This is a genomic window from Amycolatopsis tolypomycina, from assembly GCF_900105945.1.
GTDB classification, from domain to species: domain Bacteria; phylum Actinomycetota; class Actinomycetes; order Mycobacteriales; family Pseudonocardiaceae; genus Amycolatopsis; species Amycolatopsis tolypomycina.
This window is the reverse complement of the sequence record NZ_FNSO01000004.1, coordinates 5,588,132-5,614,179: the sequence shown is the minus strand read 5'-3', so window position 1 is coordinate 5,614,179 and position 26,048 is coordinate 5,588,132. Positions and strand designations below refer to the sequence as shown.

At 73.2% G+C, this 26,048-nt stretch carries 24 protein-coding genes and 1 tRNA gene; 13 read left to right on the top strand and 12 right to left on the bottom strand.

Annotated elements, in window-relative coordinates; translation table 11 throughout:
* Nucleotide 1 precedes the first annotated feature (1 nt).
* Nucleotides 2–628: a TetR/AcrR family transcriptional regulator gene (locus BLW76_RS35255; protein ID WP_091315767.1), complete on the top strand. Its 627-nt coding sequence runs from the start codon at nt 2–4 to the stop codon at nt 626–628.
* A gap of 156 nt (nt 629–784) precedes the next feature.
* Here BLW76_RS35255 and BLW76_RS35250 read toward each other — a convergent pair whose 3' ends face one another.
* From BLW76_RS35250 to BLW76_RS35230, 5 genes are all read right to left on the bottom strand, one after another.
* Entirely contained in the window at nt 785–1,291 is a 507-nt protein-coding gene (locus BLW76_RS35250) for a GNAT family N-acetyltransferase (RefSeq protein ID WP_091315764.1), read from the bottom strand.
* An 18-nt stretch (nt 1,292–1,309) separates the two neighbouring features.
* Complete coding sequence (locus BLW76_RS35245) at nt 1,310–2,146, bottom strand: haloalkane dehalogenase (protein WP_091315762.1); 837 nt, start codon at nt 2,144–2,146, stop codon at nt 1,310–1,312.
* 5 nt (nt 2,147–2,151) lie between these two features.
* Nucleotides 2,152–2,589 carry a MarR family winged helix-turn-helix transcriptional regulator gene (locus BLW76_RS35240; RefSeq protein WP_091315760.1) on the bottom strand — a complete coding sequence of 146 codons (438 nt, stop codon included), beginning with the start codon at nt 2,587–2,589 and terminating at the stop codon, nt 2,152–2,154.
* Between the two features lie 62 nt (nt 2,590–2,651).
* Nucleotides 2,652–3,851, bottom strand: coding sequence for a kynureninase (locus tag BLW76_RS35235; RefSeq protein WP_091320258.1), 1,200 nt, complete (start codon nt 3,849–3,851; stop codon nt 2,652–2,654).
* Nucleotides 3,848–4,216 (bottom strand): DUF5997 family protein, encoded by a 369-nt coding sequence (locus BLW76_RS35230; protein ID WP_167384846.1) that lies wholly within the window; start codon nt 4,214–4,216, stop codon nt 3,848–3,850. Before BLW76_RS35230 ends, BLW76_RS35235 begins: the two co-directional genes overlap by 4 nt.
* Before the next feature lie 42 nt (nt 4,217–4,258).
* Between BLW76_RS35230 and BLW76_RS35225 the strand changes: the two genes are divergently transcribed.
* Nucleotides 4,259–4,969 (top strand): LysR substrate-binding domain-containing protein, encoded by a 711-nt coding sequence (locus BLW76_RS35225; protein WP_091315755.1) that lies wholly within the window; start codon nt 4,259–4,261, stop codon nt 4,967–4,969.
* 4 nt (nt 4,970–4,973) lie between these two features.
* On the opposite strand, the gene BLW76_RS35220 is transcribed toward BLW76_RS35225, so the two are convergent.
* On the bottom strand, nt 4,974–5,255 hold the full coding sequence (locus tag BLW76_RS35220) for an early set domain-containing protein (protein WP_091315752.1): 282 nt from the start codon (nt 5,253–5,255) through the stop codon (nt 4,974–4,976).
* A 202-nt stretch (nt 5,256–5,457) separates the two neighbouring features.
* Here BLW76_RS35220 and BLW76_RS35215 point away from each other — a divergent pair, with 202 nt between their 5' ends.
* On the top strand, nt 5,458–5,973 hold the full coding sequence (locus tag BLW76_RS35215) for a hypothetical protein (protein WP_091315750.1): 516 nt from the start codon (nt 5,458–5,460) through the stop codon (nt 5,971–5,973).
* A 104-nt stretch (nt 5,974–6,077) separates the two neighbouring features.
* Nucleotides 6,078–6,257, top strand: coding sequence for a hypothetical protein (locus BLW76_RS35210; protein WP_091315747.1), 180 nt, complete (start codon nt 6,078–6,080; stop codon nt 6,255–6,257).
* A gap of 368 nt (nt 6,258–6,625) precedes the next feature.
* Here BLW76_RS35210 and BLW76_RS48955 read toward each other — a convergent pair whose 3' ends face one another.
* Nucleotides 6,626–7,570, bottom strand: a complete 945-nt coding sequence (locus tag BLW76_RS48955) for a hypothetical protein (RefSeq protein ID WP_091315744.1) — start codon at nt 7,568–7,570, stop codon at nt 6,626–6,628.
* Nucleotides 7,571–7,744: 174 nt separating this feature from the next.
* On the opposite strand from BLW76_RS48955, the gene BLW76_RS35200 reads away from it, so the two are divergent.
* From BLW76_RS35200 to BLW76_RS35185, 4 genes are all read left to right on the top strand, one after another.
* A complete protein-coding gene (locus BLW76_RS35200) occupies nt 7,745–8,716 on the top strand; it encodes a hypothetical protein (protein WP_091315741.1) in 972 nt (323 codons plus the stop codon).
* A gap of 144 nt (nt 8,717–8,860) precedes the next feature.
* Complete coding sequence (locus BLW76_RS35195; RefSeq protein WP_091315739.1) at nt 8,861–9,748, top strand: NAD(P)H-binding protein; 888 nt, start codon at nt 8,861–8,863, stop codon at nt 9,746–9,748.
* 136 nt (nt 9,749–9,884) lie between these two features.
* Nucleotides 9,885–11,093 (top strand): cytochrome P450, encoded by a 1,209-nt coding sequence (locus tag BLW76_RS35190; RefSeq protein ID WP_091315737.1) that lies wholly within the window; start codon nt 9,885–9,887, stop codon nt 11,091–11,093.
* A 5-nt stretch (nt 11,094–11,098) separates the two neighbouring features.
* A complete protein-coding gene (locus BLW76_RS35185) occupies nt 11,099–13,003 on the top strand; it encodes a multicopper oxidase family protein (RefSeq protein ID WP_091315734.1) in 1,905 nt (634 codons plus the stop codon).
* Between the two features lie 235 nt (nt 13,004–13,238).
* On the opposite strand, the gene BLW76_RS35180 is transcribed toward BLW76_RS35185, so the two are convergent.
* Nucleotides 13,239–13,315 (bottom strand) — tRNA-Ile (locus BLW76_RS35180).
* 182 nt (nt 13,316–13,497) lie between these two features.
* Here BLW76_RS35180 and BLW76_RS35175 point away from each other — a divergent pair.
* A complete protein-coding gene (locus BLW76_RS35175; protein ID WP_091315730.1) occupies nt 13,498–13,767 on the top strand; it encodes a hypothetical protein in 270 nt (89 codons plus the stop codon).
* Between the two features lie 41 nt (nt 13,768–13,808).
* Here the strand turns inward: BLW76_RS35175 and BLW76_RS35170 are convergent, their stop codons facing one another.
* A complete protein-coding gene (locus tag BLW76_RS35170; RefSeq protein WP_091315727.1) occupies nt 13,809–14,306 on the bottom strand; it encodes a hypothetical protein in 498 nt (165 codons plus the stop codon).
* A gap of 136 nt (nt 14,307–14,442) precedes the next feature.
* Here BLW76_RS35170 and BLW76_RS35165 point away from each other — a divergent pair, with 136 nt between their 5' ends.
* On the top strand, nt 14,443–15,441 hold the full coding sequence (locus tag BLW76_RS35165) for a phage baseplate protein (protein WP_091315724.1): 999 nt from the start codon (nt 14,443–14,445) through the stop codon (nt 15,439–15,441).
* 2 nt (nt 15,442–15,443) lie between these two features.
* On the opposite strand, the gene BLW76_RS35160 is transcribed toward BLW76_RS35165, so the two are convergent.
* Nucleotides 15,444–16,418, bottom strand: a complete 975-nt coding sequence (locus BLW76_RS35160; protein ID WP_091315720.1) for a bile acid:sodium symporter family protein — start codon at nt 16,416–16,418, stop codon at nt 15,444–15,446.
* A 96-nt stretch (nt 16,419–16,514) separates the two neighbouring features.
* Between BLW76_RS35160 and BLW76_RS35155 the strand changes: the two genes are divergently transcribed.
* The 3 genes from BLW76_RS35155 (at nt 16,515) to BLW76_RS35145 (ending at nt 24,412) form a co-directional block, all read left to right on the top strand.
* Nucleotides 16,515–17,348, top strand: a complete 834-nt coding sequence (locus BLW76_RS35155) for a LysR family transcriptional regulator (protein WP_091315717.1) — start codon at nt 16,515–16,517, stop codon at nt 17,346–17,348.
* A 105-nt stretch (nt 17,349–17,453) separates the two neighbouring features.
* Entirely contained in the window at nt 17,454–23,180 is a 5,727-nt protein-coding gene (locus BLW76_RS35150) for a type I polyketide synthase (protein WP_091315714.1), read from the top strand.
* A 14-nt stretch (nt 23,181–23,194) separates the two neighbouring features.
* Nucleotides 23,195–24,412 carry a cytochrome P450 gene (locus BLW76_RS35145; RefSeq protein ID WP_244170459.1) on the top strand — a complete coding sequence of 406 codons (1,218 nt, stop codon included), beginning with the start codon at nt 23,195–23,197 and terminating at the stop codon, nt 24,410–24,412.
* 132 nt (nt 24,413–24,544) lie between these two features.
* Here the strand turns inward: BLW76_RS35145 and shbA are convergent, their stop codons facing one another.
* Together shbA and BLW76_RS35135 are read right to left on the bottom strand one after the other, a co-directional pair.
* Nucleotides 24,545–25,141 carry an RNA polymerase sigma factor ShbA gene (gene shbA / locus BLW76_RS35140; protein ID WP_167385042.1) on the bottom strand — a complete coding sequence of 199 codons (597 nt, stop codon included), beginning with the start codon at nt 25,139–25,141 and terminating at the stop codon, nt 24,545–24,547.
* Nucleotides 25,142–25,287: 146 nt separating this feature from the next.
* Nucleotides 25,288–25,776, bottom strand: coding sequence for an RNA polymerase sigma factor (locus tag BLW76_RS35135; RefSeq protein WP_091315706.1), 489 nt, complete (start codon nt 25,774–25,776; stop codon nt 25,288–25,290).
* Nucleotides 25,777–26,048 lie beyond the last annotated feature (272 nt).

The window sequence follows — 26,048 nt, the reverse complement described above, 5'->3', positions numbered from 1 at the left end:
AATGCCGATCATGAGCAGGGCGGTTCCGGTGCCGGCGGAAGGTGGTCAGCACCGGCGGCCGATCATCGCCGCGGCGATCGAGCTGACGGCGAAGTCCGGCTGGCAGGCCGTCACGATGGCGCGCCTGGCCGAGCTGGCCGGCGTCAGCCGCCAGACCGTGTACAACGAGATCGGCTCCAAGGCGGCGCTGGCCGAGGCGATGGTCGCGCACGAGCTCGACCGGTTCCTCTCCGTCGTCGCCGCGGCGTTCGACCGCCACCCGGACGACCTGGTCGAGGCGATCTACGACGCCGTCCGCGGAGTCCTCGAGCTCGCCGACGACAACACGCTGCTGCGCGCGATTGTCTCCGCAACCCACGGCACGGCACCGGAGCTCCTGCCGCTGCTGACCACGGACGCAGGCGCGCTGCTGAGGCAGGCGAAGCTCATGCTGGCCGGGCGCGTCGCGGCCTACCACCCCCCGCTGGCCGACGACCGGGTCGCGGTGGTGATCGACCTGGTGGTCCGCGCGGTGCTGAGCCACGTGATGCAGCCGTCGGACACACCGGCGCGGACCGCGGACGCCCTCGCCTGGCTGGTCGCGCGGGTGCTCGGGGTGACGGCGAACCCGCCGCTGCGACACAGCTAGGGTTCGCCGTCGCAAGTCGTGTGCGGGTCCGGTGTGGCCGAAGCCGCGTGTCCAGAGCGCCCCAATGTGGCGTTGGTTGCGTCTGACGCACCCAATGTGGCGTTCGGTGCGTCCAACGCACCGAACGCCACATTGGGGCGCATCGCCTGGCCGCTGTCAGCGAACCTCGGACGCGCGACCCCAGGGGTGCCGGTCGAGGTCCTTGATCATGACGACGTTGGTCTCGGCGTAGCCGAGTTTCCGGTACAGCGACCGGGCGACCGCGTTGTTGCCGAAAACCTGGAGCCGCACGGCTTCCAGGCCGGCGGCGCGGACCTCGTGCTCCATCGCCCGCATGAGTGCTTCGCCGTGCCCCCGGCCGCGCAGGTCCGCGTCGACCCGGATGTCGTAGAGGTAGGCGATCCGGCCGGCGCCGTGGGCGCGTTCGGCGAACCAGATCATGCCGATCTCCTGGTCGCCCGTCCGCGCGGTGTAGAGGTGGTGGCCGGGTGTGGCCACGCCCTCGGGCAGGAGCGCGGCGTACTCGTCGACGGCGCGCTGCCGCGCACCGTCGGCCGGCCAGCTCTTGGCCGAAACATGGGCCTCGGCATAGGCCAGTACCGCGTCGCCGTGGTAGGCCACGTATTCCTCGCTGGTCATCGGATCGAGCCGGACCTCTGTCATGGCCACCTTTCTTCTCGGTCAGCTCGTGCGCAGCCCGTGCCGGTCCAGCCACCCCGCGAGTTCCGCGGCGATCACCTCGGGCCGGTCCTCCTGGGCGTGGTGCCCGGCCTCTCCGCACGCGACGACCTCCAACGCCGCGATGTTCTCCGCGCACCACCGCGCCATCTTCTCGCCGATCAGCAACGTCGGTGAGCCTTCGAACGTCATCAGCAGCTTCGGCGTCCCCTCGCTCGTGGCCAGCCACTCGTCGTAGGCCTCGATGCGCGCGACCAGCTCGGCCGGCTCGCCACCCAACGGCAGCTGCCGTGCCCAAGCCAGCACCGGGCGACGGCTCTCCGGCGTCGGGAACGGGGCGAGGTACGCCGCCAGGTCGTCCTCGCCGACCGGCGTGCGCACGCCGCCCGTGAATGCCTGGCGGATGAACAGGTCCTGCGTCAGCACCATGTCTTCGCCGACACCGCGCGTGCGGATCTTGCGCGAGCGCCCGGCCGCCTGCGGGGTCAGGTCGGCCCAGGCCATCGGCTTCACGATGGTTTCGAAGAAGGCGACCCCGCGGACGCGGCCGGGGTGCCGGGCGGCCCAGTCGAAGGCGAGCGCGCCGCCCCAGTCGTGGCCGACGAGGACCACGTCCTCCAGGTCGAGCGCGTCGAACCAGCTTTCGAGGTGGCCGGCGTGGTCGGCGAACGTGTACGCGATGTCCGGTTTGGGGGAACGGCCCATGCCGATGAGGTCCGGGGCCAGCAGCCGTCCGCCGCCGACGTGCGGGCGGATGTTCCGCCAGCTGTGCGACGAGCTCGGGTTGCCGTGCAGGAAGACGATCGGGGTGCCCGTGCCGGTTTCTTCGTGGTGGAGCATGGCTTTCAGGACTCCAACGGGGTTTCGAGGAGGACGGTGAGCTCGCGGGCCAGTGCCGCCGCGCGGTCGCTGTGCCGGCCGCCGAGCGGGGCGAGGAGCCGGTCGAGCAGTTCGGCCACGGTGGCGATCGCCGGGGTGGTCACCTCGCGGCCGCGGGCGGTGAGGCGCAGCCGGACGGTCCGGGTGTCGGCCGGGTCGCGGGTGCGCTCGACGAGCCCTTCGGCGTCGAGGGTGCGGGCGAGCTTGGAGACGTAGAGCGCCTCCAAGCCGGTGTGGTCGGCCAGTTCGCGCTGGCTCGGGCTCGCCCCGGCGCGCTCCATGCCGGCGAGCGACGCCAGGAAGACGTACTGCGCGTGCGTCAGCCCGACGGGGGCGAGGGCGCGGTCCACCGCGACCCGCCACTTCGTGGACAGCCGCCAGACGAGGTGGCCGGGAGTGCTCATGCCCAGTACAGTACATGGCTACTATCTACATGGCTACTGTTTGCGCCGGAGAGCGCCCGGGCTCAGCCCGCGAGCTCCCGGATGCGCTCCATGGCCCGCCGGACCTCGGCGAACCCGGTGGTGAGCGGGCTCAGCCCGATGCGGATGCCGTCGGGACGGCGGAAGTCGATGAGCACGCCGTGCTCGATGAGGACGCGCGCAAGCCGCTCGGCGTCCGGGTGGCGGAGGGTGACGTGCCCGCCGCGGCGGTCGTCTTCGCGCGGCGACGCGACCGTGAACCCGAGCGGGACGAGCCACGCGTCCGCGAGGGCGATCACCCAGCGGCCCAGCGCGACGGCCTTGGCGCGTACGCGGTCGACGCCCGCCTCCGCCAGCAGCGCCACGCCCTCCCGGACGCCCACCATGCCCAGCACCGGCGGCGTGCCCGACAGCGCCCGCCGGATCCCGGGCGCGGGCACGTACTCCGCGGCCATGCCGAACGTGTCGGCCGCACCCATCCAGCCGGTGAGGGGCTGGCCGAACGTCTCGTGGTGGCGCGCGTTGACGTAGAGGAACGCGGGCGCGCCGGGCCCGGCGTTGAGGAACTTGTACGTGCAGCCGACGGCGAAGTCGGCGCCGGCCGCGTCCAGCTCGACCGGGATCGAGCCGACGCTGTGGCAGAGGTCCCAGACGACGAGGCCGCCGCGCTCGTGCACCAGCCGCGTGACGCCGGCCAGGTCGGTGATCGCCGCCGACCGGTAGTCCACATGGGACAGCGTGACCACGGCGGTGCGCGGCCCGGTGACCGCGGCGATGTCGTCGTCCGCCACCCACCGGACCGTGAGCCCGAGTTCGGCGGCGACGCTCTCGACGAGGAACCGGTCGGTGGGGAAGTTCGCGGCGTCGGTGACGATCTCGTCGCGGCCGGGCCGCAGCGCGACGGCGGCCCGGAGCGCCTTGTAGAGGCACACGGACGTCGAGTCGGCGACGATGGTCTGCCCGGCGGCGGCCCCGAGCGCGACGCGGCCGAGCTCGTCGCCGATCTCTTCGGGCAGCGTGAGCCAGCGTTCTTCCCACGACCGGATCAGCCGGGCACCCCACTCGTGCGCGACGAGTTCCTGCAGCCGCTCGGCGGTGGCCCGCAGCGGGCGGCCCAGCGAGTTCCCGTCGAGGTAGGCGACGACGCCGGGATCGGTGATCGGGACGAACCGTGCGCGGAAGGCGGCGAGCTCGTCTTCGGCGTCGAGGCGGTCCGCGGCCTCGGCCGAGAGGTCGGCCTTCAGTTCTTTTCCTTGAGCCGTACCGCTTCCTTGCGTACTTCGGCCTGGGTGGCACGCTCCCGGACCAGCCACTCGGGGCTTTCCGCCTTCAGCGCGTCGATCTGCTCGGTGGTGAGCGGCTCGGTGATCCCGCCGCGGGTGAGGCCGCCGATCGAGACGCCCAGCTTCGCCGCGACCACGGGGCGCGGGTGCGGGCCGGTGCGGCGCAGTTCGCGCAGCCACTCCGGCGGGTCGGTCTGCAGGGCGTTGAGCTCGTCGCGCGTGACGACGCCCTCCCGGAACTCCGCGGGGGTGGCTTCGAGGTACACACCCAGCTTCTTCGCCGCCGTCGCGGGCTTCATCGTCTGGGTGGTCTTGTGCGACGTCATGCCGTCCAGGGTAGCCAGCGTCACTCCCGGTAACCTGACCCGGTGACCTCTTTCAAGCTCGCGTACGTCCCGGGAGCGACGCCCGCCAAGTGGGTGCGGACCTGGGGTGAGCGGGTGCCGGAGGTGCCGCTGACCCTGGTCCCGGTCGCCGCCGCCGACGCCGCGGGGCTGCTGCGCGCCCGGGACGCCGACGCGGCGCTGCTGCGGTCGCCGATCGACCGCGACGGCCTCCACGCGATCCCGCTCTACACCGAGACGTCGGTGGTCGTGGTGCCCAAGGACCACCTGATCGCGGCGGCGGACGAAGTGTCCACCGTGGACCTGGCGGACGAGGTCGTGCTGCACCCGCTCGACGACACGCTGGCGTGGGAGAGCAGGCCCGGGCGTCCGGCGGTGTCCCGGCCCGAGACGACGGCGGACGCGATCGAGCTGGTCGCGGCCGGGGTCGGGGTGCTCGTCGTCCCGCAGTCGCTCGCCCGGCTGCACCACCGCCGTGACCTGACGTACCGGCCGGTCGAGGACGCGCCGCAGTCGAGCGTCGCGCTGTCGTGGCTGGAGGAGGAGACGACGGACCTGATGGAGCAGTTCATCGGGATCGTCCGCGGCCGGACGGTGAACAGCACGCGGGGGCGGCCGCAGGCGCCGGCCGAGCGCAAGCGCCCGGAACGCAAGCCCGCCGAACGCAAGCCCGCCGCGGTGAAACCGGCGCGGCGGGGCGGCGGGCCGCCGGGGAAGCGGCGCCGCCGGGGGTGAGCGGCTACGACGTCGTGCAGACGCAGTTGCCGTCGGCGCGGTCGGCCAGGTCGGGGTCGTCGAACCAGTGGCCGTCTTCGCCGAGGTAGCGGAACTGCAGGACGGTGCCCGGCACGACGTCGACCGACGCCGACCGGCGGCCGTTGGACCGCGGGGTGAGGTGGTGGCGGCCGGGCGTCCAGTCGTTGAACGAGCCGACGACGCTCACCCGCCCGGGCGGCGCGCCGATCGGCAGGCTGAAGGTGACGCGCTGGGTGCCGGCCCGGCTCTTGCTGATCTTGATCACTCGGGGGCCTTTCACGGGGGTTTACGGAGGGCGTGCTCGGCACTGAGCGCGGACATGATCGCACAGCAGTGACGATTCGGTCACGCCCAGTGCCCGATTGGGTTACGACGCCGCTCAACGGTCCGCCACCGACCGGGTGGTCCTCGGGTGAAGCATGATCAGCTCGGGGTTGCTTCCGGGCAGCGGTGGGAAACTGACTGCCGTGACCGTCGCCGCTGATCGTCAAGTCAAGGACCCGTGTGCCTGGCTCAGCGCCGTCACCCACGAGCTCGCCGACGCCCATCCGGCCGACACGCGAGCGGTGCTCATGACGGTGTGGGACGGGTTGGTCGCCGCCCGGCTGGCCGGGCTGTACGCCGCCGCGGCTTCGCCCCGCTGGCGGGCCAGACAGCGTCACGCCGAAGCGGTCGAGTTCGATCTCGCCGTGCAGCTGGCGCGCAATTGCACCGTGGGAACCGGCCTGGCCATCCCGGCCCGGCTGCCCGGAGCCGCGGTCGCCTGGCCGGCGGAGCGCGCCGACGCGGCGGTGGCGACGGTGGTGTCCTTCTGCGGCACGGCGGAGGCGGTACTGCGCCGGGCGGGCGAGCTGACACCGGTGTGGGAGGACAGCCTCCTCGGCCCGGTGGCACTGACCCGCTGGCTGGCGGACTGCTGGACGGGCCGCCACACAGGCTGCCCGCTGCGGTTGCCGGTGCCTCCGCCGCCGTGGTGGCGGTGACTTGCTGGTTGGCCGTGGAACTGCCGGTGCCCGCCGCTCCGGTGACGCTGGCCGGCGCGTGTCCGTCAGGGGAAGTCTGGTGTGCCGGAGAGAGGAGGCCGAGGGTGACCGACGCTGCGGCCCCGCTCTCGACACTCCCGGAGGCGACCCGCGCGGCGGTCCGCGCCCTGCTGCTGGCCGAACTGACCGCGGCCGGCCGTCGGGCGCGGGCCGCCGGATGCCCGCCCGACGTCCTGACCTCGGTGTTCGACGCCCGCAGCCGCTCCCTCGAGGACGGCTGCTAGTGGCGCGGCCCAAGCGCCCCAATGTGGCGTTGGGTGCGTTGGACGCACCGAACGCCACATTGGGTGCGTTGGATGCACCGAACGCCACATTGGGTGCGTTGGATGCACCGAACGCCACATTGGGTGCGTTGGATGCACCGAACGCCACATTGGGTGCGTTGGATGCACCGAACGCCACATTGGGTGCGTTGGATGCACCGAACGCCACATTGGGTGCGTTGGATGCACCGAACGCCACATTGGGTGCGTTGGATGCACCGAACGCCACATTGGGTGCGTTGGATGCACCGAACGCCACATTGGGTGCGCTGGACGCACCGAACGCCACATTGGGGCGCTCCGTGGCAGCCGGGCCGGCGGGGGAGCGGTCAGCGGTCGAGGACCGCCAAGACCGTCGCCACGATCCCCTCGAGGCGCTGCGGGTCGGCCAGTGCCGTCGCCACCCAGTCGTCGCCCGGGTGCTCGCCGAACACCGTCCTGACCACCGTCGACACCGCCGCCATCGCCGTCTCGCCGCTGTCCAGCCGTGTCTCGATCGCCCGGAGGGCGCGCTCCGCCAGGCCCGCGAGGCGGGCGTCCGCCACCTCGTGCGACGCGACCAGCTCCAACGCCGGCAGCTCCGCCGGCATCGGGGCCACCGGTGCCTGCTTGTGCCCCAGCGGGCGCTCGACGTGCTCGGCGTGCCACTGCGGCCGGGTGCGCATCGCCGCCAGCACGCGGGCCACCTCGTGGTCGAGCGTGTCGCGGCCGGGCGGTGGCTCGCCCGTCACCTCCGCGCGGCGGGCCGTCCAGCCGTCCAGGGGCCACAGCTCGGCGCCCGCCGTGGCCGGGACGCCCACCCAGACCAGGATCTGCACCGCCAGGTCGCACAGCCACGGGTCGCCGCCGAGCTCTTCGCGCAGCCACGCCGGGAGACGCGGGCGCTGCAGGGCCCCGATCTCGCCGCGCCGCCGCCGGTGGGCGTCGACCGTGGCCGGGTTGAGGCGGGTCGCCAGCCAGCCCTCGAGGTTGTCGATCGGGCCGGTCGCGCGCCGGAGGGCGTGCTCGACCACCGCCTCGACGTCGTCGTGGAAGCGGTCGAGGCAGTCGGGCCGCAGCCACTCGAGCCCGCGGGCGCAGTCCGCGTGCCGTCGCCGGTGCTCCAGCGGCTTGGTGATCCGCGTGAAGACCAGCGGCCAGGCCACCGAATAGACGCCGCCGCGCAACCGGGCGAGGGCCGGGGGCCGGGCGGCCGCGGCCGAGCCGGCGAGCAGGCCGTCGCGGGCCAGCCGGCGCACCCCGGCGACGTCGGCCGGGCGGGTCGTGTCGAGCAAGCGTCCTCCCCGATGTCGACGGGAAAATGGTCGGGCAGCCGGAGAATGGGAAAAGGCCACGCGCGGGCCGAAATCGCGGGGAACTGGCCAATGCCTGGCCACCCGGGAACCACCTGATCGGCGCAGCCCGTGCCGCCGATCGCCGCCAACCGTGCGTGTCACAATGGGAATCCCATGGCACACGAGGACGGGCTGCTCCGGGAACTCATCACCTTGCGGCGCGGCTGGGGGTTGGAGGCCGACCGGCTGCGCAGCCGGCTCGGGCCGCTCGTTTCCGGCTGGTGCGAAATCCACCGCACGACGAGCGACCGCGAAGCGCGGCGCGTGCTGCGGGCGGCGATTTCGGCCGCGATCGCGGAATTCCCGGCCGACGACAAGCTGGCGGTCAACGTCGCGCTGGGCATCGCCCCCGGCGCGCAGCACGCCCTGCTCAGCGCCCGGATCGGCGTCCTCGCCGATCGGCTGCGCATCTCCGAGCGCACGGCCCGGCGGCGGGTCGACCGGTCGTTCGCCCGGCTCGCCGCGGAGATCGAGGCCGGCACGCGGCCGGGCAACGGCGTGCCCGACCCCGACGAGGGCTGGTTCGTCAAACGGCTGAACGTGCTCGTCCGGCTCGACACCGCCGAGCCGGAGGTCACCGAGGAACGGCTGGTGGTGGCGACCCGCGAGGGCCTCGACCGGATCTCCGCGCAGTTCACCGTGCCCCGCACCGAAGACGGCGGCGAAGGCGAGCGTGACGTCGCCGTCGACGCCCGGCACGGCGTCCGGATCACCGGCGGCACCCGGGAGGGCCTGCGGCACTTCCGCTGGCTGCTCGACCTGCCGCGCCCGCTGTCCCGCGGCGAAAGCCACACGTATTCGCTGGTGCACCGCATCCGCGACGGCCTGCCGATCCGGCCGTCGTACGTGTTCGTGCCGCTGGTGAGCTGCGAGTCGTTCGACGTGCGCGTCCGCTTCGACCCGCGGCGGCCGCCGCGGGTGGTGTGGCGGCTGGACCGCGTCCCGCCGTCGGTGCTCGCCGACCCGCCCCAGCCGGGCGACGCCCTGCCGCTCGACGGCGCGTGCGAAGTCGCGCAGGAGTTCGCCGCGCCGCAGCTCGGGTACGCCTACGGCCTGCGCTGGCTCCCGGAACCGGATTTCTCCTGACGCGAGCCGGCCCGCCGTCCCTCGCGTCGGTTGACGGCGCCGGGTGGCTCGCCGATACTGGCTCACCGGAGGCGAAGCCGAATGGTCCACAATGGACACTTCGTCGGCCTGAATCCCGTGCAAGCCAAGCTACCTGGGGAAACCATGACGATCCTGGTGACCGGTGCGACCGGCAACGTCGGCCGAAACGTCGTAGACCTGTTGGCACTGGCGGGTGCCGAGGTCCGCGCGACCTCGCGCAACCCGGACGCGCTCGACGTGCCGGCGGGCGTCGACGTCCGCCGTGCGGACCTGACCGAGCCGGAGACGTTCGCGCCGGCCTTGCGGGGCGTGGAAAAACTCTTCCTGTACACCCAGCCGTCCGGCATCGAAGGCGTGCTGGACGTCGCGAAGGCCGCCGGGGTCCGGCACGTCGTCCTGCTGTCTTCGCTGGCCGCCGCCGGGCGCGATCCGGACCACTGGATCGCCCGCTGGCACCTGGGCGAAGAGCAGGCGATCGAGCGGTCCGGGCTGGCCTGGACGTTCGTGCGGCCGGGGGCGTTCGCCGCGAACTCCCTGCAGTGGGCCGAGTTCGTCAAGAAGGGCGAGCCGGTGCCGATCCTCTACGCCCACTCCTACCTGTCCTCGATCCACGAACGCGACATCGCCGAGGTGAGCACCACCGCGCTGCTGCAGGACGGCCACGCCGGGGCGAAGTACCACATCACCGGTGGCGAAAGCCTCACCCAGGCCGAGCAGCTCGCGCTCATCGGCCGGGCGATCGGCCGCGAGCTGGAGTTCGCCGACCTCACGGGCGACGCCGCCCGAGCCGATTTCCGGGCCCGGATCGGCGGCCGCTTCGAGGAACTGGTCGAGGAGGGGACGGTCGGCCGCGGGGACGCGTCGAGCATCATCGAGACGCGGATCCGCTACTACGAAGAAGCTCTCGACGGGCCCGAGGAAATCGACCCCACCGTCGAAAAAGTCCTGGGCAAGCCGCCGCGCAGCTTCGCCGAGTGGGCCGAAGACCACAAGGCGGACTTCACGGACTAGCACTGCACCCGGTGCGAGGAATACCAAGTGAGGGGATGCGCGGCCGCTCGTCCCCTCACTAACGTTCCGGATCCGAGCCGCACCACCCGTTCCACCCCCGTGCGGTTCGCCGAATTCCCACGCGCAAGGGGGCGTCATGACCACCGCTGACACCGTCGTGTTCCCGCAGGACCGCACCTGCCCCTACCAGCCGGCCCCGGCCTACCTCCCGCTGGCGGAGGAGAAACCGCTCGCGCAGGTCGCGCTCTACGACGGGCGGCGCGTCTGGGCGATCACCAGCCGGGACGTGGCGCGCAAGCTGCTGATCGACCCGCGGATCTCCAGTGACCGCACGAATTCGGCGTGGCCCATGATGTTCGCCAGCATCGCCGCCACCGTCAGCGACGTCCAGCAGAAGGTCATGAAGATCGTCACCGCGCTGGTGGGCGTCGACGGCCCGGTGCACAACGCCCGGCGCAAGCTGCTGATCCCGAGTTTCACGACCCGGCGGATCAACGCCATGCGCCCGCAGATCCAGGCGATCGTCGACGAGCGGCTGGACGCGTTGATCGCGGCCGGCCCGCCCGCCGACCTGATCCCCGCCTTCGCCGGCCCGGTGCCGGTGACCGTGCTGTACCGGCTGATGGGCATCCCGGACGGCGATCACGAGTACTTCGAGCGGAAGTCACACCAGCTCGCGGCCGGCCCCGACGCCAACTCGGCCTACGACGAGCTCATGGCCTACATGCACGCGCTGATCGCGGAAAAGCGGCGGAACCCCGGCGACAGCGTCCTCGACGACCTCCTCGCCGAACGCGGTGACAAGGGGGGTGTCGACGAGGAACTGGTCTCGACGCTGGTCCTGCAGGTGGCCGGCGGCCACGGCACCACCGGGACGATGATCTCGCTCAGCACGTTCGTCCTGCTGCAGCACCCGGAACGGCTCGCCGAGCTGCGCGCCGACCCGTCGCTGCTGCCCACCGCCGTGGACGAGCTGCTGCGGGTGCTGTCCATCCCGGACGGTGTTTCCCGGCTGGCCGTCGACGACATCGAGGTCGAGGGCGCCACCATCCGCAAGGGTGACGGCGTCTTCTTCATCACCTCGCTGATCAACCGCGACGAGGCCGTCCACGAGGAACCGGACGCGCTCGGCTGGCACCGCACCACCGCCCGGGACCACGTTTCGTTCGGGTTCGGCGCCCACCAGTGCCTCGGCCAGAACCTCGCGCGGATCACCATGGAGGTCGCCCTCGGCACGCTGCTCGCGCGCCTGCCCGGCCTGCGGCTCGCAGTGCCGGCGGAGGAGATCCCGTTCAACCCGACCGCGGGTTTCCAGGTGCTGAACGCCCTTCCGGTCGCCTGGTAGGGAAAGTGGACGACTCTCTCGACCGGCGCACCTTCCTGGCCGCCGCGGCGCTCGGCTCCGCGGGGGTCGTGGCGGGGGTGAACCTGCTCGGTCCGAGTGCGGCGACCGGCGCACCGGCGCCGCCCGCGGCGCCGCAGTTCGGGCTCGCGAAGTTCCTCGACCCGCTGCGGATCCCGCCGGTGATCCAGGCGCATTCGCGGCGGTACCGGGGCGAGCTCACGGTCACCATGACGCCGGCGCGGACCCGGCTGCATTCGCAGCTGCCGGAAACCACGCTGTGGACCTACGACGGCCACTTCCCGGGCCCGACCATCGAGGTGCGCGCCGGTCAGCGGCTGCGGGTCGCGTGGGCCAACGAGCTGCGCGGCACCGTCCCGCTCGTGGCGGTGCGGGCGCCGTACGCGGTGCCGACGCCGGCGAACCGGCCCGGCTACCGCGCCGCGGACGGCAGCCTGCCCGCCGGGGTGGAGCTGGTCGAGGGGGTCGCCGAGCTGCCGCCGTGGAACGCGGTGCACCTGCACGGCGCGCTGACGGACGCCGGCAACGACGGCTGGGCGCACAACGGGATTTCGCCGGGGCGCACGCAGCTCACCGAGTACCCGAACCGCCAGCCGGCCACCGCGCTCTGGTACCACGACCACGCGATGGCCGTGACGCGCTTCAATGTCCACTCCGGACTCGCGGGCCTGTACCTGATCCGCGACGACGAAGAGGACAGGCTGCGCCTGCCCGGTGGTGACCACGAGATCCCGCTCGTCCTGGCCGACCGCAACTTCGACACGGACCCGGTGACCGGCGCGCTCACCGGGCAGTTGCTGTTCAAGTTCCAGTACCTGCCCGCGTCCGGCACGACAGCGCCGGTGACGGGCCCGTTCACCCTCGTCAACGGCGGTGTCTGGCCGCACCTGGACGTCGACGCGCGCTGGTACCGCTTCCGCGTGCTCAACATGGCGAACGGCCGGTTCTTCCGCCTCGACCTGGTCGACGAGGCGGGTGTCGTGCACAACGACGCCGTCCGGATCGCGGGCACGGACGCGGGTCTGCTGCCGTCGCCGGCGGCGGTGCCGGCGGGCGGGCTGACGCTGACCCCGGCCGAGCGCGCCGACCTGCTGATCGACTTCGGCCGGTTCCCGGGCCAGCGCCTGCGGCTGGTCAACACGGGGGCGTCGATCGAGCCGGACATCATGGAGTTCCGCGTCGAGAGCCGCCGCCGTCCCGAGCCGTTCCGGCTGCCGGCCGCGCTGTCGGCGTCGTACGCCCGGCTGGACCACGTTCCGGAGGACCACGACGAGGTGTTCGTCGCGACAACGCCGCCGGGGGTGGCGGGCCGTCCGCACCCGGAAATGTGGGAGCTGCAGGAGATCACCGACCCACCGGCACGCTTTCCCGAGGAAGGCGTCATCCAGCTGACCGACCCGGCGACGGGGAACGTGCGCACGTTCCGCAAGGTCGCCCGCCTCTTCGACGACACGACGACGATCTTCATCGACCGCGGCCGCTGGGTGGTGTGGAACCTGATCCAGCTGGGCGGCGCCCCACACCCGATGCACATCCACATGGCCCGCTTCCAGCTGCTGACCAGGCACAAGTTCGCCGACCTGACGGCGTTCGACATCGCGGCAGGCGGCACCTCCCGCCCCTTACCGGCCCCGGCCGAAGGCCCGCCGATCGAGAAGCACGAGCAGGGCTGGAAGGACACGTTCACCCTGTGGGCAGGCGAGTGGCTCCGAGTCGCCGGCCACTTCGAAGACGCAACGGGCGAGTTCATGTACCACTGCCACATCCTGGACCACGAGGACGAGGGCATGATGCGCCCGTTCGTGGTCCACCCCCCAGAGATAAGCCGCTTCCACATGCACCCAGGCAACCCAGGCAACCCGGGCCACCCCCCAGGCCACGGAGGCCACTAGCCCCCAGCCCACCAAGACGAGCGGCAACGTTTCGTCCAAGACCAAAAGGTGCCCAGCACCAAACCGCAGCCTCAGACGCAAGGCGACCACAGCCGGGGGGGTCCGGGGGCGAAGCCCCCGGGCGGGGTCTGGGGGTTGCACCCCCAGAGGAGCATGACTAAGCGAGAGAGCCCGGCGGAGACGCGAAGCGTCGAGCAAGGGTTCGACGCGAAGCGGCGAAGCAAGGGCTCACGAGTGGTGGGGCGGGCGGGGCTCGAACCCGCGGCCAAGGGATTATGAGTCCCCTGCTCTAACCAACTGAGCTACCGCCCCCTGGCTCCGTGCGCAAGCCACCCGGGGTTTGCATGTGCACAGAACGCTCGGTTTGCTTCAAGTTATCACAGCGGCCATCCGGGCAGATCCGGTAGGCCAAACAGGTTGAAGTGGCCGCCGACCGGCGCATGCTCGTCTAGGTTGCAAGGGCGTCACCGCTGACCGGAACGGCGGGAGTAGGAATGGGCTCTGCCACCTCGTCTCGTTCCCGGGTCGTCCGGCTGGCGTTGCTGGACGCATTCGCCGCGGGGGCCGGCCTGGGTTACCTCGCGCACGAGTACCGGGAGGTCGTCGTGGCGAATCCCGGGGTGATCGGCGTGGCGCTGCTGCTCGTGTTCGCTTCGGGTTATTTGATCCGCGTGGCTGTGCGGGCGTTGCGGCGCGCGGGTTCGCGGGTCGACGCGATTTTCGCCGAAGAGCTGGGAAAGAAGCCTTCGCCCCGCCCGCGATGACGGGAATTCCCCGCGGGCCGGGCGAAAACCGCGGATTCCGCTCAACGGCCGCTGCTGGGCCATGGTGTGGTGCTCGGCGGCGTGTAGGTCGGCGTGTCGGACGGGTTGGGGGGCGCCGTCGAGGTGTAGCCGGTCGGCGTCGGCGTCGGCGGCGTGTAGGTGGCCGGCGGCGTGAGCGGGGGATAGATCGCGTAGCTGAACCAGATCTGGCCGGCCGCCTTCGGCGTGCTCTGGGTGACCATCGCCCGCACCCGGAAGGTCGTCGCGGTGTAGGAACCCTGCACCGTGCTGAGGAAGTAGCTGCCGGCCGTCGTCGGCGTGACCGGCGAGACCAGGACCGCCTCCGGCACCACGCCGAGGTAGTGCTGCACCGTGCAGTAGCCGCTGCTGTCGATCACACAGCTCAGCTGGCCCGCCTGGGTCTGCGGTCCCGGCACCGGGCCGGCCGCGCTCGATGCCCCCGCGAACGCCATCGCGCCCGCCGTGACCGCTGCCGCGCCCGCCAGTGCGGCGAGTGCCGTTCGTGCTGTGGTCCCCATGAAATGTCCCTCCAGAGTGGTGATGCAGCCCGCATCGCTGCACCGCACTCTGCCGTTACCCCGTACATCCGGCTTGTACGGCCTCTGTACGCCGCCGATGGACGCTCTCGCCGACGTTCGAACCAGGAGGCGAGCCGTGTCGCAGAACCCCGTCCAGTGCATCACCTCGAGAGCGCTTTCCCGGCGCTCGCTGTTCCGCGCGGGAGCCGCGACCGCCGTCGCGCTCGGTGCCGGTGCCCTGCTCACCGGGACCGCCGCGGCCGTCGACGGCGAGGGCATCCCGGCGTCGCCCTACATCGACATCACCGGGCCGTCGTCGGACCTGTTCCGCAGCAAGATGCTGCACGAGTCGCACCACGTCATGCAGGGCTTCGCCTTCGACAACGTGAACCGGCGGCTGTTCGTCGTCCAGTTGCAGAACGGCACCTCCGGCGACGACCTGTGCATCAACCAGCTCAGCTTCAGCGGAGAGGTGCTCGGCTCGATGCACGTGCCGCACGCCGGCCACGGCGTGTCGATCGGTGTCGAACCCGTCGGGACCGCGTCCTACATCTGGATGGAGTGCGACGCCGACGGCACGACCACCGACGCCCGCGGCACCGCGCTGGCCCGCTTCAAGTTCGTCAACGGCGGCACGCCGTCGATGAAGAAGTTCCTCACCGGGAGCAAGACGATCACCTGCGCCACCGACCCGGTGTACCAGCGGATCGCGGTGCGCCGCAGTGAAGGCGGCCGGATGTGGTACTCCGTGTTCCCGCTCGCGAGCGCCGCCGCCGGCGACTTCTCCAAGCCGCTGGCGCACTTCCCGCAGCCCGCGCTCAGCACGACGAGCGTGGTGTTCCAGGGCTACACCATCCTCGGCAGCAGCCTGTACACATTGGACGGTTCCGGGCACGCCGACTCGGCCGACATCGACTCGTACGTGACGCGCATCGACATGAACACGGGCACGGTCGAGGCCCGCGACATCACCAGGGCCGGCTCGACGCTCGTCTTCCGCGAACCGGAGGGCCTGGCGGTCTACCGCACGGCCGACGGCGAGACGCGCCTGTTCCTCGGGTTCGGTTCGCGCAGCAGCATGGACAACGTCAACCGCTACGCCAACCTCTTCTACAAGAACATCCTGGTGGGGTGAGCTCAGGCCGGGACCAGTTCCCGCTCCTGCTCGGCGGCGTACCGCCGCGCCAGGGTGGCGCAGACGATGAGCTGGATCTGGTGGAACAGCATCAGCGGCAGCACGATCAGCCCCACCTGCGCGTGCCCGAACAGCACCGTCGCCATCGGCAGGCCGCTGGCCAGGCTCTTCTTCGACCCGCAGAACACGATCGTGATCCGGTCCGCCCGCGCGAACCCCAGCAGCCGGGCGCCCCCGCCGGTCGCGGCCAGCACCGCCGCGAGCAGCGCGCAGCACACCACGACGAGCACCAGGAGGTGACCCAGGTCGAGCCGGTGCCAGATGCCCTCCGTCATGCCCGCGCTGAACGCCGTGTACACGACCAGGAGGATCGAACCGCGGTCGACCAGCTTCAGCGGCGCGGAATGACGGCTGATCCAGCCGCCGATCCAGCGGCGCGCCAGCTGGCCGGCCACGAACGGCGCGAGCAGCTGCAGCACGATCCCGAGCACGGCCGAGCCGTCGACGCCGGCGCCGTCCCCGGCCAGCAGCAGCGCCACCAGCAGCGGCGTGAGCACGATGCCGGCCAGATTGGACAGTGACGCGCTGCAGATCGCCGCCGCGACGTTGCCGCGGGCGATGGACGTGAACGCGATCGACGACTGCACCGTCGACGGCAGCACGGCCAGGAACAACACCCCCGCCGCCAGCTGGGCCGGCAGCACCGACGACGGCAGCAGGAACAACGCCAGGCCGAGCAGCGGGAACAGGACGAACGTCGCCGCGAGCACCACCGCGTGCAGCCGCCAGTGCCGCAGCCCGTCGAGTGCTTCCTGCGTGGACAGGCGGGCGCCGTACAGGAAGAACAGCAGGCCGACGGCGATCGTGGTGGCGACGCCGAAGCCGTCGGCCACCGCGCCCGAGGCGGGCAGCAGGGTGGCGACGCCGACGGTGGCGAGGATCGCGAGAACGAACGGGTCGAGGCGTAAGCGGGACATGGATCTCCTTCCACAGCAATTCTCGGCGATCGCGTGATCATTGTGAACCCCGATGACCGGACTGACTGTCATCGCGAATCGTGATAGGCTGCCCGCGTGCTTGACCCCCGCCTGTGCCGTTCCTTCCTCGCCGTCGCCGAGACGCGCAGCTTCACCGTGGCCGCGCGGCGGCTGGGTGTCGGCCAGCCGACCGTCAGCCAGCACGTGCGACGGCTCGAGCGGGACGCCGGTGGCCTGCTGTTCGACCGCGACACCCACACGGTGGAGCTCACCGCGCGCGGGCAGGCGATGCTCGGGTTCGCGCAGACGGTCGTCGACACCGAAGAGCGCGCGCAGCGGCACTTCCGCGGCGCCGAGCTGCGCGGCCGCGTGCGCTTCGGCGTCTCGGAGGACTTCGCGCTGGGCGAGCTGCCGGAGATCCTGCAACGGCTGCGCCGCAGTCACCCGCTGGTGGACGTCGAACTGACCGTCGAGCTGTCGGACGTGCTGGCCCAGCGGCTGCGGGCCGGGCAGCTCGACCTGGTGCTGGGCAAGCGCCGTCCCGGCGCGCACCACGGCCGGCTGCTCCGGCGGGAGCCGCTGGTCTGGATCGGCTCGGCGGCCACGGTGCTGGAGCCCGGCCGTCCGGTGCCGCTGGTGCAGTACCCGATGCCGTCGATCACGCGGCAGCTGGCGGTGGAGGTGCTCGAGCGCGCGGGCCTGGAGTGGCGGGCGGCGTGCCAGACGTCGAGCCTGACCGGCCTGCGCGCCGCGGCGGCGGCCGGCTTGGGCGTCACGCTGCACGCCCGGAGCCTGATCCCGGCCGACCTGACCGAGCTGGCCGGCCTGCCGGAGCCGGGTGACATCGAGTTCGTGCTGCTGGCGCGGGAGTCGCTGGCGGGCCCGGCGGCGGCGCTCGCGGAGTTCGTGGTGGAGCGGGTCGGGCGCTAGGGGACCCGGAATCCGCGGCCGGTTGAGGGGTCGCCCCGGCGGCGCGGGGATTCGTATCGTGATTCGCGGATCGAGGTCCGTCGCATCGTCTGCTCTGGGGGATTCGTGAGCGAGTCCGAACAGCAACTGGTCAACGCACTTCGCGCGGCGCTGAAGGAGACGCAACGGCTGAAGGAACAGAACCGGCGGTTCGCCGAGGCGGGTGCGGAACCGATCGCGATCGTCGGCACGGCGTGCCGGCTGCCCGGCGGGGTCGACACCCCGGACCGCCTGTGGCGGCTGCTCGCCGAAGGCGGGGACGCGATCGGCGGGTTCCCCGGCGATCGCGGCTGGGACCTCGGGCTGCTGCACGATTCCGCGGATGGGCGGCCGGGCTCGAGTTACGTGCGGGAAGGCGGTTTCCTGCACGAGGCGCCGTACTTCGACGCGGCTCTGTTCGGCATCAGCCCGCGGGACGCCGTCCTGATGGACCCGCAGCTGCGCCTGCTGCTGGAAACCTCGTGGGAGGCGCTGGAACGCGCGGGGATCCCGCCCCTTTCCCTCGGCGGCAGCGCGACCGGCGTGTTCGCCGGGGCCATGTACCACGACTACCGGGGCAGTTTCGCCGCGTCCGGGATGATCTCCGGCCGGGTGGCCTACACCTTCGGGCTGCAGGGGCCGACGGTCACCGTGGACACCGCGTGCTCGTCGTCGCTGGTCGCGCTGCACCTGGCGGTCCAGGCGCTGCGCGCGGGCGAGTGTTCGCTCGCGCTGGCCGGCGGCGCCACCGTGATGTCGACGCCGCGCACCTTCGTCGAATTCAGTCTCGACGGCACCCTGTCCCCGGGGGCCCGCTGCCGCAGTTTCGCCGACTCCGCCGACGGGACCGCCTGGTCCGAAGGCTGCGCGACCGTGGTGCTGGAACGGCTCTCCGACGCCCGCCGCGCCGGGCACCCGGTGCTCGCGCTGGTCCGCGGCAGCGCGGTCAACTCCGACGGCGCCTCCAACGGCGTGACCGCGCCGAACGGCCCGGCGCAGCGGAAGGTCATCCGGCAGGCACTGGCCGACGCGCGGCTGTCGCCCGCGCAGGTCGGCCTCGTGGAGGCGCACGGCACCGCGACCCCGCTCGGCGACCCGATCGAGGCGCAGGCGCTGCTGGCCACCTACGGCCGCGACCGCGACGGCGGGGCGCCGCTGCGGCTGGGTTCGCTGAAGTCCAACCTCGGGCACACCCAGGCGGCCTCCGGCATCGCGGGTGTGCTCAAGCTGGTTTCCGCGCTGCGGCACGAAGTCATGCCCCGGACCCTGCACGTCGACGCGCCGAGCTCCCACGTCGACTGGACGGCGGGCGAAGTCGAGCTGCTCACCGAGCCGGTGCCCTGGCCGCGCGGCGACGGACCGCGCCGGGGTGCGGTGTCGTCGTTCGGCCTCAGCGGCACGAACGCCCACGTGATCATCGAAGAGGCGCCGGAGCCCGCCGACCCCCAGCCCGCCGGGACCGGCGCCGCGGTGCCCGTGGTGCTGAGCGGGCGCAGTCCCGAAGCCGTGCAGGCCCAGGCCGAGCGCCTCGCCGAGCACCTGCGCGCGCACCCGGGCCTGCGTCCGGCCGATGTGGCGTACACCCTGGCCACCCGGCGCACCCACCTGGAGCACCGCGCGGCCGTGGTCGCCCGGGACCGGGACGAGCTCCTCGCCGCGCTCGCGGAGTGCCCCTCTCGGGTGGTCCGGGGCGAGAGCACGACCGCGTTCCTGTTCTCGGGGGCGGGTTCCCAGCGGCCCGGCATGGGCCGGGAGCTTTCGGCCGCGTACCCGGCGTTCGCGGCGGCCTACGACGCCGCCTGCGCCGAGCTGAGCGGGCAGCTGGGCCGGTCACTGCACGAAGCCGTCGAGGACCCGGCCGCCCTCGCCGAGTTCGCCTGCAGCCAGGCCGCGTTGTTCGCCGTCCAGGTCGGGTTGTTCCGGCTGGCCGAGTCGTGGGGCCTGCACCCGGATGTCCTGTGTGGACATTCCGGCGGCGAACTGGCCGTGGCGCACTGCGCCGGGGTGCTGTCACTGGCGGACGCGGCGGAACTGGTCGTCACCCGGGCCCGGTTGATGCAGGCGCTGCCGCGCGGGGTGATGGTCGCACTGGAAGCCGGTGCCGACGAACTCGCCGGGTACCCGGTCGACGTCGCCGCGATCAACGGGCCACGCTCGGTCGTGGTGTCCGGCGACGAAGCCCGCGTGCTGGAGGTCGCCCGGCAGTTCGCCGGGGCGGGCCGGCGCACGAAGACGCTGCGGGTCCCGGTCGCGTCGCACTCCCGGCTGATGGACCCGATGCTGGCGGCGTTCCGGGAGGTCGCCGCGAGCGTGCCGCACGCCGCGCCGGCGCTCCCGGTGGTCTCGACCGTCACCGGCGAGTTCGCCGAGGCCTTCGACGCCGGCTACTGGGTGCGCAACATCCGCCGGACCGTGCGCTTCGCCGACGCCGTCCGGACGCTGCGGGCCCACGGGGTGAACCGGTTCCTCGAACTGGGCCCGGACGGCCCGCTGACGGCGGTCATGCCGGACGACGTGGTGGCCGTCGCCGCGCTGGCGCGGGATCTGCCCGAGGACGTGGCCGTCGCCCGGGCCGTCGCGGCCCTGCACGTCCACGGGGTTTCGCCGGACTGGCACGCGTTCTTCGCGCCGCGCGGGGCGACCGCCGCCGACCTGCCCACCTACGCGTTCCAACGCGAACGGTACTGGCTCGACGCCGCCACCGACTCAGGGGACGTGACCGCCACCGGCCTGGATCCCGTGCGGCACCCGCTGCTCGGCGCGGCGGCGAAGCTCGGCGGCGGGGACGAGCTCGTCCTGCACGGACGGATTTCGGTGGCGACGCACCCGTGGCTGGCCGGCCACGCGATCGGCGGCGCGATCGTGCTGCCCGGCACCGCCTTCCTCGAGCTGGCGGTGCGTGCCGGGGACGAGGCCGGGTGCCCGCGGGTGCGGGAGCTGACCCTGCACGCGCCCCTGGTGCTCGGGGAACACGCCGTCCGGCTCCAGGTGCGCGTCGGTGCCCCGGCGGAGGACGGCGGCCGCCCGGTGCGCATCGACGCGCAGGCGGGGGACTCGTCCTGGGTCCGGCACGCGGACGGCACGCTGGTGGCCGGACGCGTCCCCGGCCCGGCCGCCCCGGGCGCCTGGCCACCCGCGGGCGCCGAGGTGCTCGACGTCGCGGGGACCTACGAGCTGCTCGCCGAACGGGGAGTCGAATACGGCCCGCTCTTCCAGGGCCTCAAAGCGGCCTGGCGGCGCGGCGGCGAAGTCTTCGCCGAGGTCCGGCTGCCGGAGGAGGCGCAGCTCGAGGCGGGCGCGTTCGGGCTCCACCCGGCGCTGGCCGACGCGTCGCTGCACGCGATCGGGCTGAGCCCGGCGGCGGGCGAGGGCGTGCTGCTGCCTTACTCGTGGTCCGACGTGGAGCTGTCCGCCGCCGGCGCGTCCTCGGTGCGGGTCCGGGTGAAACCGCTGGCGGACAACACCTTCTCGGTGGACCTGGCCGACGACACCGGGGCCGCCGTCGCGTCGGTCGGGGCGCTCGCGCTCCGCCCGCCGTCCGGCAGGCAGCCGACCGAGCGCGGCGGTTCCGGCGCCGTCCTGCGGCTGGACTGGGTCCGCACGGCGGTGCCGGAAGCGCGCTCCGCCGACGTGACGGTGCTGCGGGTGACCGCGGGCACCGACGTCCGGGCCGCCCGCCGCGAGACCCACCGCGTGCTCGCCAGGCTGCGCGACGGGCTCGACGCCGGCCGCCCGATCGTCGTGCTGACCCGGGGCGCGGTGGCCCTGCCGGGTGAGCCGCTCGCCGATCTCGCCGGGGCCGCGGTGGCCGGGCTGGTCCGCTCGGCCCAGACCGAGCACCCCGGCCGGATCGCGCACCTGGACGTCGACTCCGAGCCCACGCCCGAGCTGCTCGCGGCCGCGGCCGGCCAGGTCGCGCTGGTGGTGCGGGGCGGCGACGCGTGGGTGCCGCGGCTGGTGCGCGGGACGGAGACCGGCGTCCCGGACTGGGGCGACGGCGCGGTGCTGGTCACCGGCGGCACCGGCCGGCTGGGGCGGCTGGTGGCCGGGCACCTGGTCCGCCGGCACGGCGTGCGGCGGCTCGTGCTGGCCGGCCGGAGCGGCCGCGGCGCCGACGACCTGGTCGCCGAGCTCGCCGCGCTCGGGGCCGACGTCCGGGTGGCCGCGTGCGACTTCGCCGACCGCGCCGCGACGGCGGCCCTGCTCGCCGAACACCCGGTCACCGCGATCGTGCACGCCGCGGGCGTGCTGGCCGACGGCGTCCTGACCTCCCTCACCCCGCGGCAGGTCGACGCGGTGTTCGCCGCGAAGGCCGAGGCCGCCTGGAACCTGCACGAGCTGGCCACGAACCTCAGCGCGTTCGTCCTGTTCTCCTCGGCCGCGGGCGTGCTCGGCGCACCGGGACAGGGCAACTACGCCGCCGCCAACGCGTTCCTGGACGCGCTCGCGCGGCACCGCCGGGCCCTCGGCCTGCCGGCGCAGTCGCTGGCCTGGGGGATGTGGGAGTCGGCCGGGCGGAGCGGGCTGACCGCGGCCGACGGCCTGGCCCTGTTCGACGCGGCGGCCGGCGCGGACGAGCCGGTGCTCGTGCCGATGAAGCTGGACGTGGCCGCGTGGCGGGCCGCCGGAGACGTGCCGGAGCTGCTGCGCGGGTTCGTGCCGGTGGCACGCCGGACGGCGAGCGGCTCGCTCCGCGACCGGCTGCTGCGGCTGCCCGCCGGGGAACGGCTCGGCAAGCTACGGGAGCTGGTGGTCACGAACGCCGCGGCCGTGCTCGGCCACGACCCGGCCGAGCCGGCCGACCCGGAGCGGACGTTCTCCGCGCTCGGCTTCGACTCGCTGACCTCGGTGCAGCTGCGCAACCGGCTCGGCGAGCTGACCGGGCTCACCCTGAGCGCCACCCTGGCCTTCGACCACCCGGACGCGGCCGCACTGGCGGCCTTCCTCCACGAGGAGCTGCGGCGGGACCGGGTGGCGCCGGCGACCACCGACGACCCGGTCCACCGCTTGTTCGCCGAGGCGGTGGCCGCGGGCCAGGTGCCCGGCGGCATCGCCGTGCTGGGCGCGGCGGCGAACCTGCGTCCTTCGTTCGGTTCGCCGGCGGACGCGCCGGTGACGTCTCGTCCCGTGCGCGTTGCCGACGGGCCGCACCGACCGTCGCTCGTGGCCGTCCCGTCCCCGGCGGCGATGACCGGAGCCGTCCAGTACGCGCGCTTCGCGGCGTGGTTCCGGGACCGACGGCGCGTCTCGGTCCTGCCGCTGCCCGGGTTCGTGGCGGAGGAGCCGCTGCCGGGGGACTTCGGGACCCTCGTCGGCTTTCTCGCCGCGGGCGCCCGCGAGGAAGCGGCGGGCGAGCCGTTCGCCCTGCTCGGCTACTCCTCCGGCGGGCTGCTGGCGCACGCCGTGGCCGCGGAGCTCGAACGAACCGGCGACGGCCCGGCCGGTGTCTGCCTGCTGGACACCTACGAACTCGACAGCCCCGTCGCGCGGGAGATGGCCGGTGGCCTGCTCGCGAGGCAGGACGGTGGGTTCGACCGCACGCAGCTGACCGCCATGGGGCGCTACCTCGGCCTGCTGGCCGAGGCCGGCCGCCCGGACCTCGGCGCGCCGACACTGCTGCTGCGGGCCCGAAGCCCGTTCGACGACCGGGCCGGCTCCTGGCGGAGCACCTGGCGGGCGGACCGCCGCGAAACGGTACCCGGAGATCACTTCAGCCTGGTCGAAGCGGACGCGGACACCACCGCCCGCGCCGTCGAGGCCTGGCTGGCCGCCCTGCCGACCCCCACCCCTCTGGCGATTGGGAGCACGTTGTGACTGTGGTGCCTGCTGTGTCTGCGGAAGCTTTGCCCTATCCGTTCGAGCCCGACCGGCTCACCGTCGACCCGCGGTTCGCCGCGATGCGCGAGAAGCAGCCGGTGAGCCGGGTCCGGCTGCCGTTCGGCGGGGAGGCCTGGCTGCTGACGCGCTACGCCGACGTGCGGGCCATGCTGGTCGACCGCAGGTTCATGCGCAGCCTGACGGTCGGCAAGGACGCGCCGCGGGCCACCGAGGCCATCGAAAGCGAAAGCTCGATCATCACCATGGACCCGCCCGAGCACTCCCGGTTGCGGCGCCTGGTGATGAAGGCGTTCACGCCGAAGCGCGTCGAACTGCTCGAGCCCCGCATCCAGCAGCTCGCCGACGAGCTCGCCGACGGGATGATCCAGGCCGGGCCGCCGGTGGACCTGGTGCGGAACTTCGCGATCCCGCTGCCGATCATCGCGCTGTGCGAGCTGCTCGGAGTGCCGCGCGAGGACCGGGAGAAGGTCCACTCGTGGACCGACACGATGCTTTCGCTCAGCGGCGCGGGCCAGGACTTCACCGAGATCATGAACGCGCAGCGCGAGCTCTGGGGCTACATCGCCGGCCTGGTCGCCGAACGCCGGGAGAACCCCACGGACGACCTGATCGGCGCACTGGTGCGGGCCCGCGACGACGAGGGCAGGCTGACCGAGGGCGAGCTGATCGACCTGTCCGGCGGGATACTGGCCGTGGGCCACGAAACCACCGCGAACCACATCGCGAACCTGACGTACACGCTGCTCACCCACCCGGACCAGCTCGCCCGCCTGCGCGCGGACCCGGGCCTGCTGCCCTCGGCCGTCGAAGAGCTGGTCCGGTTCGTCCCGCTCAACGCCAGCACGGGCTTCGCCCACATCGCCACCGAGGACGTGGAGATCGGCGGCCGGCTCATCCGCGCCGGCGAAGCGGTCTTCGCCGACCTCGACGCGGCGAACCGCGACGCCGCAGTCTTCGAGCGGCCCGAGGAACTGGACGTGGCGCGCCCAAGGAACCACCACGTCGGCTTCGGCCACGGCCCGCACCACTGCCTCGGCGCGCAGATGGCCCGGGTGGAGCTGCGGGTGGCGATCGGCACGCTGCTGAACCGGTTCCCGGACCTCGGCCTCGCGGTCGAGCCGGAGGAGGTCCCGTGGCTGGCCGGGCGGCGCCAGCGGGGGCCGGAGGCGTTGCCGCTGACCTGGACGGAAGCCTTGCCCGCGCGGTAGCGGGAGCGTCCCGCACCCGGCCGGGCCGTACTCCGCGGGGGCGGCGAGCGGCCGCCCCCGCGGGCTGCGGCACCAGCAAGCCCGGCTCGGCCACTGCCGCGGCCACCCACTCGCCTGACTGCCGTTGCGGCGCTACCCCTCTTCGCCGGTGAGCAGGCGACGCAGCCGCCCGAGTGCGCGGTGCTGGGCGACCCGCACCGCGCCCGGTGTCGATCCCACCGCCGCGGCCGTCTCCTCCGCCGACAGGCCGACCACCACCCGCAGCACCACGATCTCCCGCTGCTTCGGCGGCAGCACCGCCAGCAGCCGGGCCAGGCGCTCGTTCAGCTCGAACCGCAGCACCCGCTGCTCCGGCCCCGCCGTCTCGCTGACGCCGTCCGGGACCTCGGGCACCGGGTCCGTGCGGTTGCGGGCCGCGGCGCGGTGGGCGTCGGCCACCTTGTGCTGGGCTATTCCGTAGACGAACGCCAGGAACGGCCGTCCCTGGTCGTGGTACGACGGCAGCGCCGTCAGCACCGCGAGGCACACCTCCTGTGCCACGTCGTCGGCCGAGGCGAACGATCGCTCGTGGCGGCCGACGCGGGCCCGGCAGTAGCGCACCACCAGGGGCCGGATGGTGGCGAGCAGGCGGGCCGTCGCGGCTTCGTCACCGGCGATCGCCGCCGCCACCGGCTCGTCGTGGCGCCGCCAGTGGGCCGGGAACGCCTCAGGCGGCTGGGTGGCCGCGATCTCCCGGACGAGCGCGCGGCTGCGGACGCGCAGCAGCGTGCCCTCCACGTCGAGCCCGGCGCGCAGCGAGTCGTGCAGGGCGGCGTTGGACTCCCGCAGCTGCTCGGTGATCGCCCGATCCCCGTACTCGGTTGCCGGCATTTCGCTCACCTTTCCCTGTCCCGCTGGTCACCGGGTTGTGCGGCCCGGAGCCGCCTGAGGCGTTCCCGCACGTGGCGGAGGGTGGACCGGACGGTCGCGGGGGCGATCCGCAGCGCCTCCGCGATCTGGGCCGGCGTGAACCCGTCGAGCGACCACGCCAGCACCATCCGCTGCTTGCCCGGGAGGGCGGCGAGCAGGTCGATGAGCCCCGCGTGCTGCTCGACCAGCCCGGCGAGCTCCTCGTCGTCCCGGGGGTCGCCGGCCAGGCTCCAGTCCGCGCGCGCGTCACCCGCGGCGTCGAGCAGCCGGCCTGCCACCCGGCGCACCCAGGCCCGCGGGTCCTCGGCGGTCGGCCACGCCTCCAGCGCGTGCAGCATCGCCTCGGCGGCGACGTCGCGCGCGGTCTCGACCTCGAACCCGGCCTTGCAGAGGAACGCCACGAGGGCCGGGAAGTCGGCGCGGAAGAACGCGTCGAACTCGTCGTGACCGCCCACGGACCCCTCACCATCCCCTCGCCCTCACAAGGACAGGTGCGCTGAGGTGACCGCTACGTGTAACGATTCGATCAAGACTGCCCGGGCGGAGTAATGGACCGCGTTGCGTCGGTGACGGCTCGTGACGAATGGCTGCGGGAAGGCCGGGGTACCCCTCTGGCGATGACCGACCGAGACACCCTCGAGCGTCCGCTCCCGGAGGCCGCGCACCCGGCCTCCGGCGATCGGCGGCCCACGGGTCCGCGAACGGCGGATTCCGGTCACGGCGCCGC